This window comes from Streptomyces venezuelae (assembly GCF_008642355.1).
Classification (GTDB): Bacteria; Actinomycetota; Actinomycetes; order Streptomycetales; family Streptomycetaceae; genus Streptomyces; species Streptomyces venezuelae_B.
In genome coordinates this window covers 146,447-164,206 of sequence record NZ_CP029193.1, presented here as the reverse complement: position 1 = coordinate 164,206, position 17,760 = coordinate 146,447, and the positions used below count along the sequence as shown (strand labels likewise).

Here is a 17,760-nt window from a genome sequence, read left to right as displayed (position 1 = left end):
CGGTGCGGTACCGATCGTGTGGTGCGTGGGGTGCGACGATGTGCCAACTGTCGCCGTGGGGGATCACGCCGTCGATTACCCGGAAGGTAAGGAGGGGGAAAGCCGGGGGGGGAGAGAGGCGGGGAGAGGGAGACGGGGAGAGGGAGGAACTGGGCGGCGATGGCGTACGACTACTGGAGTGAACGGACGAGATGCCAACTTCTGTGGGAGGGAAGGGCATTGTGAATGTGAGCGGATCAACCCGAGATGGCAGGGACGACAGGGGCAGCGGGGACGGCTGGGGCAATAAAGACGGCAGGGACGGTAGAGGTGGCAGGGACGGCGGAGAGGGCAACCGGCGAGTGCGGCCGAGTAGGCGCGGGGTGCTGCGGGGCGCGGTGTCGGGAGCAGTGGCAGCGGGAGCCGCAACGGTGGCCGGAGTGGGTGCCGGCCCGGCGCGGGCGGCAACCCGGCGAGGCCGACCGGAGGTCGCGGTGCTGCTCTACGACGGCTTCACGGCGCTGGACGCGGTGGGGCCGTACGAAGTGCTCTGCCGCGTCCCCGGCGTGCGGGTGACGATGGTCGCCCGCGAGGCGGGCCCGGTCCGTACGGACACCGGGGAGCTGAGCCTGGTGGCGGAGCGCGCGATGCGGGACGTACACGGTGCCGATGTCCTGGTGGTCCCCGGCGGAGGGGATCGCGGGGTGACGGCGATGATGGGCGACGCGACAGCCCACGAGTGGATACGCCGAGTCCACCGCCGTTCGGTCTGGACGACGTCCGTATGCACGGGCTCACTGATTTTGGGAGCGGCGGGCCTGCTCCGTGGTCTCCCCGCGACGACGTACTGGGCGGCGCGCCCGTACCTGGAGAAGGTCGGCGCGACGTACAAGCCCGGACGCTTCGTAGAGGCGGGGAAGATCATCACGGCCGCGGGTGTCTCCGCGGGCATCGACATGGGCCTCCACCTCACCGCCCGACTCTCGGGTACCGCAGTGGCTGAGGCGATGCAACTGGCGGTCGAGTACGACCCGGACCCGCCCTACGACACCGGTAGCCCGGAGAAGGCGGACGCCGAAACGGAGGCTCTCGCCCTCAAACTGATCGCGGACGCGGCAGTCTGAGGGCGAGTGAGTGAGTGGGTGAGAGAGCGAGTCGGTGGGTGAGTGCGAGTAGGCGGGTGAGTGAGAGAGCGAGAGAGTGGCAGTCTCTCGGTCCGGTCTGGGTACCCGCGCCGACTACTCGGGGGGCCGCAGGCTGAGCACGAGGTCGCGCGGCAGACCGTGCGTGTCGTGGAGGTAGTGCAAGCGCTCCTCATCCAACGGCCCGCGGAACCGGGGCTGGGCCAGAACGCGCCGCCCCCGCTCCAGGAGCCGACGGAACCGCTGCTCCTCGTCGAGCAGGATCACACGTACGTCGACGGGATCCATGTCCTGACGGAAGTGATCCAGAGTGTGCCGCAACAGCTCATCCGGCAGATCTCCGATGCTGCGTGACCCGGGCTCCTCACGCCAGAGGACGGTGAGCAGACGCCGCACCAGCCGACGCAGCACGTATCCGCGCCCGGTGTTGCTCGGCCGCACCCCGTCGCCGATGACCACGACGGCGGAACGCAGATGGTCGCAGACGAGCCGCAGCGACGTCTCGTCCAGCGGCCACAGCCCCGGCACGAGCAGACGCCAGGGCTCGAAGACGTCGCTCTCGAACACCGACGACTTGCCCTGCAGGGTGGCGACGAGCCGCTCCAGACCGAGTCCGGTGTCGACGTTGCGCTGAGGGAGCGGGACGAGGGAGCCGTCGTCGAGCCGGCGGTAGCGCATGGTGACGTGATTCCACATCTCGACCCAACGGTTGTCTTGGGAGGGGGTGTTGGAGGGGAGCGGGACGCCGTCGACCGTGGTCCGGCTGACGCCCCCGGTTCGGGCCTGGCCCGTGATATCGGTCTCGCTCTCGATCCCGGTCCCGGTTCCGGTCCGGCCTACGCCCCCGGTCCAGAGAAAGATTTCCGAATCTGGACCGCAGGGTCCGGTGGGCCCGTTGGACCACCAGTTGTCCTCCACGGTCAATTCCACCGGAACCCCAAGCTCCTCCCACACTTCGAGGGAAGCGGTGTCGGGCCCGGTTCGGTCGTCGCCGCCGAAGACGGTGGCGTACATCATGCGCGGATCGACACCGAGCCCCTCGGTCAGGAGCTCGTACCCCCATCGCAGACTCTGCGGCCCTTCGTAATCGCCGAGCGACCACGTGCCGAGCATCTGGAAGACGGTGAGATGCGTGGGGTCGCCGACTTCGTCGAGGTCGGTGGTGCGCAGACAGCGCTGCACGTTGACGAGCCGGTTGCCGAGAGGGTGCGGGCGCCCCTCGAGGTACGGAGTGAGGGGGTGCATGCCGGAGGTGGTGAACAGTACGGGGTCGCCGGGCGGAGGCAGCAGGGTCGACCCGGTGATGCGCTGGTGCCCGCGCTCCCGGAAATAGTCGATGAACGTGCGAACGACGTGATCGGTGTTCATGAGGTGTGTGACTCCTTCGCTGATGAGCGGGGAGGCACCGGAGAACGGTCCGCACGGTGATGGATCGATGTGGGAGCGATGGATGTGAGCTCGATGAACGATCCAGTGACTGCCATCGGCGGGCCGTTTCCGGTCGCCGATGGAGAGAGGGAAAGACGTCAGACGTCAGACGGCGGCAACCGGCGAGCTGGTCGCTCGCGCGGTTGCGTTGGTGCCTGGGCCTGTGACGTTCATGTGGTCGAGGATAACGAGCCGGGCAGAGAAGGGCACGCGATTATCGGCCGACCCACCCCTGTCCGCCGGGCTCGCCCCTGTCACCCGGGCTCACCACCAGTAGGTGGGATAGCGGGGTGTCCGGGGACGGGCATACGAGGCGGCCCAGCCCGCGAGGACGAGCAGCGCCGCGGACCCCACGAGCAGGGGTACGAAGGCGGCGGGGCGCGGCGTGTTCAGGACGATGACGACAGCGGTCGCGCACGCGGGGGAGTGCGGGGTACGGGCCACGGTCATCACGGCGAGACCGATCCCGGCGGCGAGGGCCGCCGCCCACGGGGAACTGCCCGCAACGGCGAGGACCGCGTAGCCGACGGCGGAGCACAGCAGATGCCCGGCGATCACGCTGCGAGGCTGGGCGAGTGGCAGCCCCGGCGCGCAGTGGATGATCGCCGCGGACGCGGCCAGCGGGGGTATGAGCACGGGCTCGTGGATGACGGACCCTATCGCCACCAGAACGAGCAGCACGGCAGTCGCGGCGCTGATGTTGTGCAGGGCGGCACCGGGCGAGGGAGGGGCGGGTGCGCGACCGGCGAGGCGGGCGGAAAAGCGGGGGCGGCTACGGCTACGGGTGCGGGCGCGGGTGCGGACACGAGAGTCGCCGGAAGGGGAGAGAGGGACAACGGGTGCAGCGGGCTGTGTGTCAACGATTTCGTCGGTGCTCAAGACAGGGCGATTCCGGGGCAGGGCCGACGGGAGACCCGGACGGCGATGGCAGAAGGGCAGGAGTCGGCCCGTCTTCCCTCGCGGTCGGCAGGGATGTGGGCACCGGCGGCGGTCCGGGTGGGGATATCCGCGTACTCGTCCGGGATTCTATGTGGCGTGCGAACGTAGCTGCAGGTCAGGGTCTTGATCGCCACAAAACGCCGCTCTCACGCTCAGAGTGCCCCGGAGGAGAGGAGAGGAGAGGAGAGGAGAGGAGAGGAGAGGAGAGGCATGGGCTCAATCGTCCGCAGCGAGCCGAATACGGTCGAGTTCGGCACCGATGCTCGCCCGCAGCGCGTCGTGTTGTGGCCCGAGCGTGAACCGCTCATCGCTCCACCGTTCGCGCGGATAGAGCCAGACCGGTACGCCGACGAGGTCCGAGGGCTCCCACTCATATCGCGGCCACACGTGGGCGTGCAAAAAGGAATCTCTATTACCGAGGATCTCCAGATTCACGCGCCGGAAGGCCGGATCAATCCGCCGACAGGCCCGCTCGACCGCTTCCCCCAGCTGATCCATGTCGGACAGAAACCGCAGCCGCCGTTCCTTGGACAGATCCGACAGCCGCTGCACGCCGGGTTCGTCGACGAGGAGGACGGAGTATCCCGGTATCCCGGTAGAAACTGCACGTCCCCGATTGCCGCGAACCCCGCTGTCATTCTCCGCAGGACGGCGGGATTCTCCCCTCTGAGGGCACTCCCGATCCGATCGGTCTTCCAGGCGTCGCTTATTCCGGAGCTCATGGGGATCGAATGTACACAGTCTGATCGAGGTGGCCTGCTTCCATTAGCCCTGAGTCCGTCTTTCCGCATTCGCTCCTTCGTGCGTGCGTGCGTGGGTGTGTGGGTGGGTTGGGGGGTGGTGGGGGTGGTGTGGGTAGGGTTCGGGGGTGGCGGTTTCTTTTGTGGGGGCTGCTTTGGTGTGGTTGGTGTTGTTGTTGGTGTGGGTGTGTGGAGGGGTGGTGTGGGGTGGCGCGGCAGGAGCGTGCTGTTCGGACGCGGCGGGCGGTGTTGGAGGCTGCGGCGGTGGTGTTTGCGGAGTGTGGGTATTCGGCGGCGACGGTGTCGGATATTTTGCAGGTGGCGGGGGTGACGAAGGGGGCTTTGTATTTTCATTTTGATTCGAAGGAGGCGTTGGCGCGGGGGGTGTTGCAGGCGCAGGTGGCGTTTGCGGGGCCGGTGCAGGAGTTGAAGGTGCAGGAGTGGGTGGATGCGGGGTTGTTGTTGGCGTATCGGTTGCCGCGGGATCCGGTGGTGAGGGCGGGGGCGGTGTTGTCGTCGGATCCGCAGGGTCGTGAGCATTATGGGAGTGCGTGGCCGGCGTGGATTGAGTTGTCGGCGCAGACGTTGGCGGAGGCGAAGGAGCGGGGGGAGGTGTTGTCGCATGTGGTGCCGCGGCAGACGGCGGAGTTGATTGTGTCTGCGTTTCATGGGGTGCAGTTGTTTTCGCAGTTGGAGTGTGGTTTGGCGGATGTGGAGCGGCGGATTTCGGTTTTGTATGAGCATGTGATTCCGGCGATTACGGTGCCGGCGGTGTTGGCGCGGTTGGATGTGGCGGCGGATCGGGGGGCGCGGTTGTATGCGGAGGCGGTGTCGGTGCCGCAGTCGGGGTTGGTGTCGTCGTCGGGGTGAGGGGTGGGGGGTGCGGGCGGGGTTGGTGGCCGGGGGGCGGGGTTTGTTGTGTGGGGGTTGTTTTTTGGGTTGTGTGGGTTGTTTTGCTGTGGTTAGTCGCGGTGTGCGGTGTGCGGTGTGCGGTGTGCGGTGTGCGGTGTGTGGGTGAGGGTCGGGGTGGGGGGTGGGGGTGACTGTGTTGTTTTTGTGGGTTGATGTTTTTGTGGGTTGAGGTGGGGTGTCTGCGTTTCGTGTGTTGATGTTGGTTGTTTTTGTTTCTGGTTTTGTGTGCTGGTGCGCCTCGTCCTTGCCCTTGTCCTTGTCCTTGTCCTTGTCGTCGTCGGGGGTGGGGGTGGGGTCGAGGGTTTTTTTTATGGGGGGGTTTGTGTCTGGGGTTTGTGTGTGTGGTGGTTGTTGTCTTGTTGGTGTGGGGTGTCTGGTCTTTTTTGCTTTGGCTGTGTGTGAGGGGGCGTCGTGATGCATGTGGCGGTGAAATTCATGGTGTGCGTTGCAGGTGTTGGAGCTGTTGGGCAGGTCGTCGCTGTGGTCCGGTTCGTGTGGTAGCGCTGGGCGCCGAGTGTGCCGGGCGCAGGTTTTCCGGTATGGGTGCATGGGGTGAGGGCGGCCGGTACGCCGGCGCACAGGTCTGAGGCCTTGTGTTCGGGCCTGTTGGGTGGTGGCTGTGCGGGGCGGTCGTCGTTTCGTCCTGCCCCTGGGTTTGCTCGGTGCTTGGGTTGTCTTGCCTTGTCCGGGCTTTGGGGTTGTTCGGCGTCTCGTTGCTGGCTTCCGGGGCTGTTCCGTTCCTGTGGGCTCTCTCCGGGTGGTTGAGCTGCTGTCTGGTCCCTGGGTTGTCCCGTTTGGTGTGGGTGGGCGGGTTGTTCCGTCCCTGGCCGGTCTTCTGGGTTGTCTTGCTCTGTCCGGGTTTCGGGGTTGTTCTGTGTCTCGTTGCTGTCCGATCTTCGGGGTTGTTGTCGCGGTCCGTTTTTTGGGTTGTTGTGTGTTTCGTCCTGTGTTCGGCCGTTGGGGCTGTGCTGTCGTGCCGGGTTTCCGTCCGGGGCGTCCCGCCTCTGGCTGGTTTCGGGGTGGTGGGTTTCTGTTGTGGTTGTGGGTGGGTTCGCGTCTGGTGGCCTTGGGGTTGTTCCTTTTTGTCGGCTCTTTGCGGGTGGTCTCGTTTGTGTCTGGTTCCAGCCCGCTTACGCCGGACCAAATGCAAAACCCGGCCAAGACGCAGGGGCAGACACAGGCACAGGCGCAGACACAGGGCGCAGGCGCAGGGGCAGGTATAGGCGCGGGAAGGGCGGGTGAAGCGGTCCGCCATGGCAGGGCTGGGTGCCGGTGGGAGCGGTTCAGGGGGCAGGCAGGTTGGTGCCGGGAGTGGGTGGCGGGGGCGCCGTGCTGGGTGTGGGCGCCTTAGGGGGCGGGCAGGTCGGTGCCGGGTGCGGGTGGCGGGGCGCCGGGCTGTGTGGGCGGGATGATCGGGGGGCTGGCATGTGCGGTGCTGTCCGGGGTTCGGACGTGAAGCCAGCTGTGACTGTGGCGGGAGTGGGGCAGCCCGGTACCGGGCAGAGGTGAGGGTCTGGAGGCCTGGCGGGGCGGGGGCGCTCACGATCCGGGCAGGGGCGGCTTGGAGGCCGGCCAGCGCGGGATGCGGAACAGCCCGAGGGCCGGGCGGGGCTGGGCTGGGCAACCCAGGGTGTCGGGCGGGGGCGGGTTCGTTGGCGGGGTGGGGCAGAGGCGGGGTGGGGCAGAGGCGGGGTGGGGCGGGGGCGGGGCGGTGTCTTGGGGGCTGGGTGGGGTGGGGGGGAGTCCGCCGGATCGTGCAGGGCGGGGCGGTCTGGGGGTGTGGGTGTGTGGGGTGGGGGGTTAGTGGGTGGGGGTGCGGTTGGGTTGGAGGGTGGGGAGGGTGGGTGGGCTGGCTACGGTGGGGAGGAGGAGTTGCCAGAAGCTGGTGAGGGAGGAGGGGGAGAGCCAGCTGCGGTTGGCGCGGCTGAGGACTTCCAGGCCGGTGGTGGTGGCGACGATGGTGGCGGCGAGGCTGTCGGGGCTGATGCCGGGGGCCAGGGCGTGTTCGTCGGCGGCGCGGGTGGTGAGCTGGTGGACGCAGGTGTGCCATTCCTGGCGCAGGTCCAGGGGGGTGCGTGGGCCGGTGTCGCAGTTGAGGCGGAAGCCGGCGCGGACCACGATGTCGTGGTGGAGCAGGTGGACCATGCGGTGGGAGAGGTCCATCAGGGCCTGGACTGCGCTGGTGGGGTCGGGGGGTGGGGTGTGGGCGGTGGTGCGCAGGGTGTGGGCGGCGGCTTGTTCCACGGCGTCGGCGAGGGCTGCTTTGTTCTCGAAGTGGAAGTGCAGTGCGCCGCGGCTGACGCGGGCGCCGGAGCTGATCTCGTCCAGGCTGGCCTGTGTGTAGCCGGACCGCTCGAACAGCTGGGCGGCGGAGAGGATGAGGGCGTTGCGGGTACGGGTGGCCCGTTCCTGCTTGCTCACTGGTGACTCCCGTCACGATTCGTGTCCAGACCGCGTATAAAACCAACTTGCCGGTTTGATATCCAGAGGCGGGCCGTGCTCCGCTGCGGGGACGGTCCGGTGTGACGCATTCCGTTTGCCTCCCCGCCGGCCTCCGTGCCGTGGCCACCTCGGCGGGTGTGCGGGGGGCGGGGCGGGGGCGGTGGGGGCCGCTTTGGCCGGAAGGCGGGGGTTCCGTTCCGGCTCTCCGGCGGGTGGGGCGGGGAGGCGGTGGCGGGGAACATGCCCGTGACATTAGCCCCGTTAAAAACCGTACGAGCGGTTTTTAATGAAACGGTGTGTCACCTCTGCCCCGGTCAGGCCGCCCCCGGGTGCGGTCCCGGGTGCGTTTTCGGGGGCGGTCCGTACTGCCTGGAGGGCCCGGCCTGTGCGGGGGAGGTGCGGGGGCCTGGTCCGGACGGTGTGCATGGCCCGGGTGGCGCGGCCCGGACGGTCCGGGTGGCGCGGCCTGTTGGGTGCGGCAGGGATGGGGTGGGGGGGCGGAGTGGTGTGGAGCCGGGGTGTGGGCCGGGGTGAGGGGTTCGGGAGGCGGGGAGGCGGCCGGTTGAGGGGAGGCGGCGGGGTGTGGAGGGGGTGGGGTGATGGGGGAGGGGGTGGGTGGGCTGTGCGGGCTGGGGTGGCGGGCCTTGCGTGCGGATACGGGTGCGGGACGGGTCCTGAGTGCCGGGGGCGCGGTGTCGTGGTGGCCGTGGGGTGGGGCTGGGCGGGGGTGGGGGTGTGGGGCGGTGTTGGGAGAGGGGGGTCGGGCGGGCTGTGCCGGTGGTGTGCCGGGGGTGTGTCTCAGGAGCCTTCTGCCGCTGGGGGCCTGACGTTGTGTCGTGTCCCGGATGGGGTGTGTGTCCGGGCAGGGGTGTGTGTCCGGGCTGCTCCTGGCTGGTGGCGCCGTGGCGCTGTGGTGGGGCTGGGTGGGTGGGGGCGAGGCGGGGTGGTGGTTGTCTGCTCGTGCGGGGCCGCCCGCGGGTCGCTGCGGGGGATTCGCGGGTGTGCGGGTTGGTCGTGTTGCGGGTGCCCCTGTGTGGCGGGTCCCGGGGCTGTCTTGCGGTAGGTGTTCCGGGGCGGGGCCAGAGGCGTGAGGGGGGGCTGGGGTTGGGGTCTGGGGTTGGGGTGGGTGGTGTCGGGGGCTGTTGTGCGGGCAGCTCCAGGCAGACCCGAGCCTGTTTTGAGCCCGGCGGTCGACCGTTGGCGCTTAAAGGGGAGGTGGGGTCGTGGACGCTGCCGAACGTAGGACTGCCCTGCTCAGGATCGAGCGGGGGCAGGCCAGCGACGAAGAGCTCGCCGCTGTTGCCGTGACACTGTTCTCGCTGGCCGCCGGCCGGCCGCCGGGCGGGGACCGGATACCGCACGTACCGCGCCGGGTCGCGGCCTGGCGTCCGCCGGAGCCCGCCCGGGCCTACCGGGCACCGCACAGCTGGCGCTGACACACACGCACACGTCGCCACCCGGTCCGGACGCCCGGCGCCCTGCCCCTTGCCGGGGGGTGCCCGAACCCGGACCGGCGCGTGACCGGAGACCGGCAACGGGAGCTGGACCGGGACCGGCGTTGTGTCCGGGCCCGGACCGGGGAAGTGGCCTCGGGGCCAGACACCACCGGGGCCCGGCACCACAGCTGGATCCGGCACCGCAGCAGGGCCGGGCACCAGAGCCGCGCCGGGAAACAGACCCGGAAACAGAGCGCGGCCCGGGCAGCAGGGTTGGGCCCGGGAAGAGAGCGGTCCACAGCCGGGCCCGGGAAGGGAGCGGCCCGGCAAGAGTGCCGGGCCCGGCACCGGAGTCGGGTCCGGCAGCAGAGCGGGCCCGGGAACAGCGGGGCCGGGCAGCAGGGTTGGGCCCGGCAGTCAGAGCTGGGTCCGGCAGTAGGGCGGGGCCGGTCAAGAGAGCCGGGCCCGGGGACAGGGCCGGGCCCGGCATGGAGTCGGGTCCGGCAGCAGAGCGGGCCCGGGAACGGGCCATCCGCCCCCCCCGGGGAATGGGGGCTGGGTCCGGGGGCCGGGGGAAACCGGCTCCCGGGCCGGGCCGCCCGCCCCCGGCTCGGCAGGGGCGGGCCCCGGTCCCTGCTACCAGGGGCCCAGGCCCCAGGCCTCGGGTCCCAGGCCTCGGGTCCCGGTGTGCCGGGGCCGGGGATCCGGCATCCGGGTGTCCCGGGGGCTTGGTCCTTGCGGGGTGCGGGGTGCGGGGTGATGGGACATGTCCTGGATGTGAGATCCGCTGCAGTGGGTCTGGTCCGTGGCTGCGGTCCGGTCCGGCCGGGTGCCGGGCCCGCCGCGGGCGGGGCCGGGCCGATTCGAGGAGAAAGGGGACCGTCGTGGTGACGGTGACGGAGCCCTCCGCACGGGATGCGGCATCGGCCGAGGCGCGCGGCCGCACGGCCGAGCTGGCCGCGATCCGCGCGCAGGCGCTGGAGGGGCCGGGCGAGAAGGCGACCGCGGCTCAGCACGCCCGGGGCAAGCTGACCGCCCGGGAACGCATCGGGCTGCTCCTGGACGAGGATTCCTTCCAGGAGGTGGAGCAGCTGCGCCGGCACCGGGCCACCGGGTTCGGCCTGGAGGCGAAAAGGCCCTACACGGACGGTGTCGTCACCGGCTGGGGCACGGTGGAGGGCCGCACGGTCTTCGTCTACGCGCACGACTTCCGCATCTTCGGCGGCGCGCTGGGCGAGGCGCACGCCACGAAGATCCACAAGATCATGGACATGGCCATCGCGGCCGGTGCCCCGCTGGTCTCCCTCAACGACGGCGCGGGCGCCCGTATCCAGGAGGGCGTGGCGGCGCTGGCCGGTTACGGCGGCATCTTCCAGCGCAACGCCAAAGCCTCCGGTGTCATCCCGCAGATCAGCGTGATGCTCGGCCCGTGCGCGGGCGGCGCGGCCTACAGTCCGGCGCTGACCGACTTCGTGTTCATGGTCCGCGACACCTCGCAGATGTTCATCACCGGCCCCGACGTGGTGCGCGCGGTGACCGGTGAGGAGATCACCCAGAACGGCCTGGGCGGCGCCGACGTGCACGCCCAGACCTCGGGGGTGTGCCACTTCGCCTACGACGACGAGGAGACCTGCCTGGCCGAGGTCCGCTACCTCCTGTCGCTGCTGCCCTCCAACAACCGCCAGGGCCCGCCCGCCCTCGCCTGCACCGACCCCGCCGAGCGGCCCACCCCCCAGCTGCTGGAGGTGGTGCCCGCCGACGGCAGCCGCCCCTACGACATGCACCGGGTGCTGGCCGAACTCCTCGACGACGGCGAGTACCTGGAGGTCCACGAACGCTGGGCCCGCAACATCATCTGCGCCCTGGCCCGCCTGGACGGCCAGGTCGTCGGCGTCGTCGCCAGCCAGCCCCAGACCCTGGCCGGCGTGCTGGACATCGAGGCCTCGGAGAAGGCCGCCCGCTTCGTGCAGATGTGCGACGCCTTCAACATCCCCCTGCTCACCCTGCTGGACGTGCCCGGCTTCCTGCCCGGCGTCGACCAGGAGCACGGCGGCATCATCCGCCACGGCGCCAAGCTCCTGTACGCGTACTGCAACGCCACCGTGCCGCGCATCTCCCTGGTGCTGCGCAAGGCCTACGGCGGCGCCTACATCGTCATGGACAGCCAGTCCATCGGCGCCGACCTCACCTACGCCTGGCCCACCAACGAGATCGCGGTGATGGGCGCCGACGGCGCCGCCAACGTCATCTTCCGCCGGCAGATCGCCGCCGCCCCCGACCCCGAGGCGATGCGCGCCCGCCTGGCCAAGGAGTACAAAACCGAGCTGATGCACCCCTACTACGCCGCCGAACGCGGCCTGGTCGACGACGTCATCGACCCCGCCGAAACCCGCGCGGTCCTCATCCGCGCCCTGGCCATGCTGCGCACCAAACACGCCGACCTGCCCTCCCGCAAACACGGCAACCCCCCGCAATAACCCCCGCCCCGCCCGGGGCCGCCCGCCCGGCCCGGGGCCGTCCGCTCGGGCCCGCGCGGTGCGCGCGGTGCGCGCGGTGCGGCGCCGTGGCTCTCCCGGCCCTGCCAGGGGTACGCGGGGCAGGGCGCCGCCGCCCCCGGCCCCGCGCCCGCGGGGCCCCGCCCCCGCCCCCGGCCCCCGCCCGGCGTCCGGCCGCCCGGAACCACCCGGCCCGCCCCGCGGCCCGGGAACCGGGGACCGGGAACTGGGGGCCGGGGTGAAGTCCCGTATGTCAGCCGCGCGTCCGCCGCAGTCGAGGGGCCGCGCTCCCCCCCCACCCCCCTCAGGCCCTCGCCTCCGGCAGGGCAGGACTCCAAGGAACGGATTGCAGGGGACTCCGGGCCGCCTCGCGGGGCCCGGGGGCGGACGGGTCGGGACCTGAGGGTCTGGGGGAGGGGAGGGGGAGCTGCGGGCTGCCCCGGCCACCGCAACGCCGGCCGCCAACCAGCAACTGCCGGCCGCCCACCACTGGCGGCCACCAGCCGCCGGGCCGGCAGCCCGTACCGGGTGGCCGTAACGTCGGCTGCCTGACCGGCAGTCGGCAACCACAACGCCGGCCGCCCGCCGCCGTAACGTCAACTGTCCACCAGCCGCCGACCGGCAACCGTCAGCGGGCAGCCGCCACGCAGCAACTGCCAGCAGGCAACTGCCCACCCCCAGCCACCCGCCACCAACCGCTGTCCGGCAGCCGCCAGTCAGCAGCAGCCAACCGCCAACCGGCCACCGCCCACCCCGAATCGGCAGTCGCCGACGGGCAGCTGCCAACCGGTAGTCGTCAGTCCGCAGTCGGCTGCGGCGGGCAGCCGTCTGGGCTGGGGCGGGAGTCGGCTTACGGTGGGCGGCGGCCGCCCCGCCTCCGCCATGGGGGGCGCGGGCCGGCCTGCCGGAGGTGCCCGTGTCCGTGCCCAGTCCAGGAGAGCCACGATGGTGCAGCAGGAACGTGCCGCGCGCACGCGGGAGTCACTGATGCGGGCGGCCGCCGAGGTGTTTGCCGAGGAAGGCTTCGTACCGGCCACGCTGGGCACCATCAGCCGGCGGGCCGGGGTCAGCACCGGCGCCCTGCACTTCCACTTCGAGAACAAACAGGCCCTGGCCCGCGCCGTGGAGGCGGCCTCGCTGGCCACCTTGCACCGCATCACCCGCCAGGCCGAGGAACACCACAGCAGCCCGCTGCCGCGTCTGGCCGCGGCCGGGAACGCCCTGCTGCACGCCCTGGAACAGGACATCGTGGTACGCGCCGGGTTCCAGCTGGTGGGCCCCGCCCCCTGGCGCACCGACCCGCTGGACCTGCGCGGCGCCTGGCAGCGCTGGGTCGAGACGCTGCTGCACACCGCCCGCCGCCAGGGCGCCCTGGCCGGCGGCGTCAGCCCGGCCGCCGCGGCGGCAGCCGTCGTCGCGGCCACCGTCGGTTTCGCCGCGCTGGGCCGCACCGACCCCCGGTGGCTCTCCCCGCGCACCCTGGCCCAGTACTGGGACCTCCTGCTGCCCCGCCTCACCCCCCACCCCGCCACGCCCCCTGCCCCCGCCACGCCCCCTGCCCCCGCCGCTCCCACTGCCCCCGCCGCCCCGGGCGCCCCGGGCGTCCGGGAGGGCCGAAGCGGCCCCGGCGGCCGGGGCGCCGCCCCGCACGGCCCCCGCCGCCCCCGGCGCCCGTAACCCCCCGGAGGCTCCCCGCCCCCCCCGGGGCGCTCCCTGGCGTGACGGCGGCCCGCACCGGCACATCCCGTGCGGGCCCGCCCCCCGGGGCGACCGGAAGTCACGGCGTCCACGGCGTCCCGGAGGGGGCCGGGGAATCCCGGGCGTCCGGGCCCCGAGGGTGCTCTCCCGGGCACGGCACTCCGGAAGCCACTCCGCGCCCCGCCTCCCTCACTCGCCCCGCCCGCCCCCGCCCGCCCCCGCCCGGCCCTGCCCGGCCCTGCCCGGTGGAGCCCGCGTGGACGCCGGACCGTCCCCGGGCGGGGCACCGGAGGTGCCCTTCCGGGCCCCGGAACCCCCTCCCAGACCCTCCGGAAACCACCCCCTCAGACCCCGCAATTGCCCCTTCCTAACCCCGGAACCGCCCCCGCAGGGCACCAGGCCCGCCCCCACGGCCCCCGGGCGGCCCCGGCCCCCTGCCCGGGTCCCGTCAAGTCCCCGTGAAACCACGGGACTTCAGCCGCTGTTAGACCCAACGTAAAACAGCGGGCACCCGCTGTTTTGCCGTCCCGGCCAGGCCCAGGGGGTCATTCCGCCCGTGCCGGATCGGCCACCCGCGGCCGGAACCCGCCGGTCCATACCCGCGTGACCTGCCCCTTCCTCAAGATCCACTCAAGAAATGGCAGGCAGATCACCTGAAGTGGACTCCAGCGCAACTAGAAACCAACTACGCGGTTTTGTATTGACAGGGCTCCGCGAATCTATTTGAATCTGGGTGCGGTAAGGGGATCGGCTCCGCGAGCGGCTTCGACGCGAGCGGCAACAACCACCTTCAGGGGACGCTGTGGACATCGAGGTACTCGGCGCACTGGCGGTGCGGGAAAATGGCCTGTCCGTCACGCCCACGGCCCCCAAGCCCCGGCAGGTGCTGGCGCTGCTGGCGCTGCACGCCGACCGGATGGTGCCGGTGTCCGCCCTGACCGAGGAGCTGTGGGGCGCCGCCCCGCCGCGCAGCGCCCGCACCACCTTGCAGACCTACGTCCTGCAGCTGCGCGAGCTGATCGCCGCCGCGCTGGAGCGCGACAGCGCCCCGGACACCGCGCCGGGCACCCCCGCCGCGCCGGGCGCCCCGGGCGGGGGGCGCAGTGCCAAGGACGTGCTGGTGACGATGCCCGGCGGGTACCTGCTGTGCAGCGGCGGCGGCACCAGCGACGTGCGGACCTTCGAGCGGCTGGCGGGCGCCGGCTACCGGGCCATGGACGCCGGGGACTGCGCCGGCGCGGCCCGCCAGCTGCGTGAGGCGCTGGCCCTGTGGTCGGGCACCGCCTTCGCCGACGTGCAGGCCGGCCCGCAGCTGCAGATGGAGATCAAGCGCCTGGACGAGAGCCGGCTGTGCGCGCTGGACCGGCGCATCGAGGCCGACCTGCGCCTGGGCCGCCACCGCGAGCTGCTGGCCGAACTGACCGTGCTGGTCAACGGCTACCGCACCCACGAGAGCCTGCACGCCCAGTACATGCTGGCCCTGCACCGCTCCGGCCGGCGCGGCGAGGCGCTGGACGCCTACCAGCGGCTGCGCACCACCCTGGTGCACGAGCTGGGCCTGGAGCCCTCGGCCCGGCTGCGGCGCCTGCAGCGCTCCATCCTGACCGCCGGCCACGACCTGGCCGCCCCCGCCCCCGTCCCGGCCCCCGCCGCGGCGGGGGCCGGCGCTGCCGCCGCCCCCGGGGCCCCGGCCCCGGCCCCGGGGGCGGGTGCGGCGGCTCCGGCGCCCCCGGCCGTGAAGGTACGGCTGGTGCCCACCGGCTGACCCCCCCCGCGGGGCCGGCGCCCGGCCGGCAGCGGGCGGCCCCCGCCCGTCCGCCCCGCCCCTTCGGGCCGGCCCCCTGCCGCCTGCCCTTCCCCTTCTTCCCCACGCACTCGCCCGCCGCGAGATCTGCGGCGGGCGAGCCGCGTGGAGAGCGCGTGCGCCGCCCCCACCGGCCACGCCGTGCACCACCGCGTACCACCGCCGGCTGGCGCGCCCCACCGCGCAGCGGGCCCGTGCACCCGTGCACCGCACGGCATGCACGGCAGCTGGAACCGTTCACGGACGTGTAAAGGACTTCGAGGAGCGAGGGGGAGGGCGGGCGGGTGGTGCGCGACAACGTTTCCTTGCCGGCCGCACGGACTTCACCCCGGGCCAGGCGCACCTGGCCCGCGCCGCCTACCGTGCAACCCGCAGGCACCGCACGGCGCCTGACGCCGCCTCACCCGGCCCGGCCCCGGCACGCGGACCGCACCCCGCGCCGGCCGGCCCCCCAGCCCCAGCCCGAGCCCCAGCCCCTGCCCCAGTCCCTGTTCCGGTTCGGGTTCTGGTTCCGGCTCCTGTCCCGGTTCCGGTTCCTGGTGCACCACCGGGGCCCGGTGGCCCGTACGGCGAAAGGAGGACGCCCCGCACCCGACACGAGAGCGCCCGCGGCGACGGAATGCAGTCAAGACACACACTCGACGAAGTACGGAGAACACCCATGAAGATTCAGGTTCTGGGTCCGTTGAGCGCCGAGGTCAACGGGGGATCGATTGTTCCGACGGCACGCAAGCCGCGGCAGATCTTGTCCCTCTTTGCCCTCTATCCCGGACAGGTCATGCCTGTTCCCACGCTCATGGAGGAACTCTGGGGCACCGAACCGCCCCAGAGCGCGCTGACCACCCTGCAGACCTACATCCTCCAGCTGCGCCGGCACCTGGGCACCGCACTGGGGCCCGGCACCCCCGGCACCGCCAAGGAGGTCCTGGCCACCCGGCACGGCGGCTATCTGATGCAGATACCCCCCGAGGGGGTGGACGTGCACGAGTACGACCGCCTGGCCACCGAGGGCCGTACCGCCTTCGAGAACGGCGACGACGCCACCGCCGCCGACCGCTTCCGCCAGGCCCTGGCGCTGTGGCGCGGGCCCGCGCTGGTGGACGTGCGGGTGGGCCCCATCCTGGAGATCGAGGTCATGCGGCTGGAGGAGTCCCGCCTGGGCACCGTGGAGCGGCGCATCGACGCCGACCTGCGCCTTGGCCGGCACTCCGAGCTCATCGCCGAGCTCACCGAACTGACCGCGCGCTACCCCCAGCACGAGGGGCTGCACTCGCAGGCCATGGTGGCGCTGTACCGCTCGGGGCGGCAGGCCTCGGCCCTGGAGATCTACCGCAAGCTGCGCATCCGCATGATCGAAGGACTGGGGGTGGAGCCCTCCCCGCAGGTGCAGCGGCTGCACCAGGCGATGCTGGCCGTCGACCCCCAGCTGGACGTCACGGCCGGACCGCGGCGCACCTCCACGTTCGACCTCTACGCGGCCTGAACCACCCGGCACCGGGCGGCGGACACCGGCACCCCGGGCACCTGGCACCGGGTGGCAGGGGCCGGGCACCTGGCCACCGGCGGCCCGGTGCCCGGCCCCTTGGCCACAGGCCGGCCGGCAGCCGGGCATCCGGCCCGCGCCGGGCCCCGGCCGCCCGGCGCGGGCCGTCCGGCTCCCGGCTGTCTGGCCAGGTCCGGGCGCTGTCCGGCCGTCCGGCCCACCCGCCTGATCGCCGGCCGCCGGCCGCCGGCCGCCGGCCGCCGGTTGCCGGTTGCCGGTCTCGGCTCACGGTGCCCGGCCAGGGCTCCGGCCGTTCCGTCTGGTCGCCGGCCGTCCTGTCGTCCTGGCTGTCGGTCTTTCACTTTCGGTCGTCTGGTGCGGGGCCAGTGGGTGACGGGCCGCTGGGCCTGGGCTGCCAGGGTTGTCTGGCCGGCGGCCGTCCGCCTTGGGCTGTCCGGCCGCCGGTTGACCGGCTCCCGGACGGCCGGGCAGGCCCAGTTGGGTCCAGGGCGTTCCGGCAGCACGGCGGGCGTGCGTGCCAGACGGCGGCCCTCCGGCCGGGGCCAGGACACAGGGCCTGACGTTCGGCTCGGGACGCCCGGTGGCCGGCTGTCCAATCGCCGGCTGTCCGGCTTCCGGCCGGTCGGCCGAGGCTGCTTGGCCGACCGGCTGTCCGGCCACGGCCGCTGCTTCGTCCGCTCGGGCCACAGTCACCGGCCCCCGGCTACCGGCTGTCCGGCTGCGGACACCTAATCGGCGCTCGTCCGCCTGCCCGCCGTCGGGCCACGGCCACCTGGCCACTAGCCCTTTGACCACTGGCCGTCCGCCTGCCGGCCGTCCGGCCACGGCCGCCCGGTCACCACGAGTCCGGCCCCTGGCTGTCGGGCTTTGGCCGTCTGGGCACCAGCTCCCTTTTCGGTTACGGCCATCTGGTCACCACCCGCCCGACCGCGCCCGCTATCCGGGTACGGCCCCCGGCGCCCGGCGGCCACGCCACCGGGCATCCAGCCACCCCGCACCACCCGGGCCGCACCACCGGGGGCCGCACCACCGGGGCGCCCAGCCCCGTGCAGCACCCGCGCCGGGCGCCCGCTGCCCGCCTGCGGTGCCCGGTCACGCGGGCGGGTCCCGGGCCGCGGCGCGGGCCGCAGCACCAAGCAGTACCAAAGGGGCTGGGGCTGGGGCGGGCCCCGTCTTCGGTTCGGTGCGCGTGCCCGGCGCGGGACGAGGCGGACTCGAGCCGTCTGCGGGCACGCGTCGAG

At 72.3% G+C, this 17,760-nt stretch carries 10 protein-coding genes and 1 pseudogene; 7 read left to right on the top strand and 4 right to left on the bottom strand.

Annotation, left to right across the window (positions count from 1 at the left end; genetic code table 11):
- The first annotated feature begins 410 nt into the window (after positions 1-410).
- Positions 411-1,103: a DJ-1/PfpI family protein gene (locus DEJ47_RS00700; protein WP_398337847.1), complete on the top strand. Its 693-nt coding sequence runs from the start codon at positions 411-413 to the stop codon at positions 1,101-1,103.
- Positions 1,104-1,217: 114 nt separating this feature from the next.
- Here DEJ47_RS00700 and DEJ47_RS00695 read toward each other — a convergent pair whose 3' ends face one another.
- The 3 genes and pseudogenes from DEJ47_RS00695 to DEJ47_RS00685 form a co-directional block, all read right to left on the bottom strand.
- The gene (locus DEJ47_RS00695) at positions 1,218-2,489 is read right to left on the bottom strand and encodes an alanine--tRNA ligase-related protein (RefSeq protein ID WP_150163985.1); all 1,272 of its coding nucleotides are present in this window, start codon (positions 2,487-2,489) and stop codon (positions 1,218-1,220) included.
- A 324-nt stretch (positions 2,490-2,813) separates the two neighbouring features.
- The gene (locus DEJ47_RS00690; protein ID WP_223828173.1) at positions 2,814-3,215 is read right to left on the bottom strand and encodes an HPP family protein; all 402 of its coding nucleotides are present in this window, start codon (positions 3,213-3,215) and stop codon (positions 2,814-2,816) included.
- Positions 3,216-3,704: 489 nt separating this feature from the next.
- Positions 3,705-4,210: pseudogene (locus DEJ47_RS00685) on the bottom strand (diadenosine tetraphosphate hydrolase).
- Between the two features lie 225 nt (positions 4,211-4,435).
- On the opposite strand from DEJ47_RS00685, the gene DEJ47_RS00680 reads away from it, so the two are divergent.
- A complete protein-coding gene (locus tag DEJ47_RS00680) occupies positions 4,436-5,098 on the top strand; it encodes a ScbR family autoregulator-binding transcription factor (RefSeq protein WP_150163984.1) in 663 nt (220 codons plus the stop codon).
- A 1,842-nt stretch (positions 5,099-6,940) separates the two neighbouring features.
- Here DEJ47_RS00680 and DEJ47_RS00675 read toward each other — a convergent pair.
- The gene (locus DEJ47_RS00675; protein WP_150163983.1) at positions 6,941-7,561 is read right to left on the bottom strand and encodes a ScbR family autoregulator-binding transcription factor; all 621 of its coding nucleotides are present in this window, start codon (positions 7,559-7,561) and stop codon (positions 6,941-6,943) included.
- Between the two features lie 1,244 nt (positions 7,562-8,805).
- Between DEJ47_RS00675 and DEJ47_RS00670 the strand changes: the two genes are divergently transcribed.
- From DEJ47_RS00670 to DEJ47_RS00650, 5 genes are all read left to right on the top strand, one after another.
- Positions 8,806-9,018, top strand: a complete 213-nt coding sequence (locus DEJ47_RS00670; protein WP_150163982.1) for an acyl-CoA carboxylase epsilon subunit — start codon at positions 8,806-8,808, stop codon at positions 9,016-9,018.
- A gap of 884 nt (positions 9,019-9,902) precedes the next feature.
- Positions 9,903-11,495, top strand: coding sequence for an acyl-CoA carboxylase subunit beta (locus DEJ47_RS00665; RefSeq protein WP_398339334.1), 1,593 nt, complete (start codon positions 9,903-9,905; stop codon positions 11,493-11,495).
- Positions 11,496-12,458: 963 nt separating this feature from the next.
- Entirely contained in the window at positions 12,459-13,190 is a 732-nt protein-coding gene (locus tag DEJ47_RS00660) for a ScbR family autoregulator-binding transcription factor (protein WP_150163981.1), read from the top strand.
- An 823-nt stretch (positions 13,191-14,013) separates the two neighbouring features.
- The gene (locus DEJ47_RS00655) at positions 14,014-14,976 is read left to right on the top strand and encodes an AfsR/SARP family transcriptional regulator (protein WP_150163980.1); all 963 of its coding nucleotides are present in this window, start codon (positions 14,014-14,016) and stop codon (positions 14,974-14,976) included.
- A 700-nt stretch (positions 14,977-15,676) separates the two neighbouring features.
- Entirely contained in the window at positions 15,677-16,498 is an 822-nt protein-coding gene (locus tag DEJ47_RS00650) for an AfsR/SARP family transcriptional regulator (RefSeq protein ID WP_150163979.1), read from the top strand.
- Positions 16,499-17,760 lie beyond the last annotated feature (1,262 nt).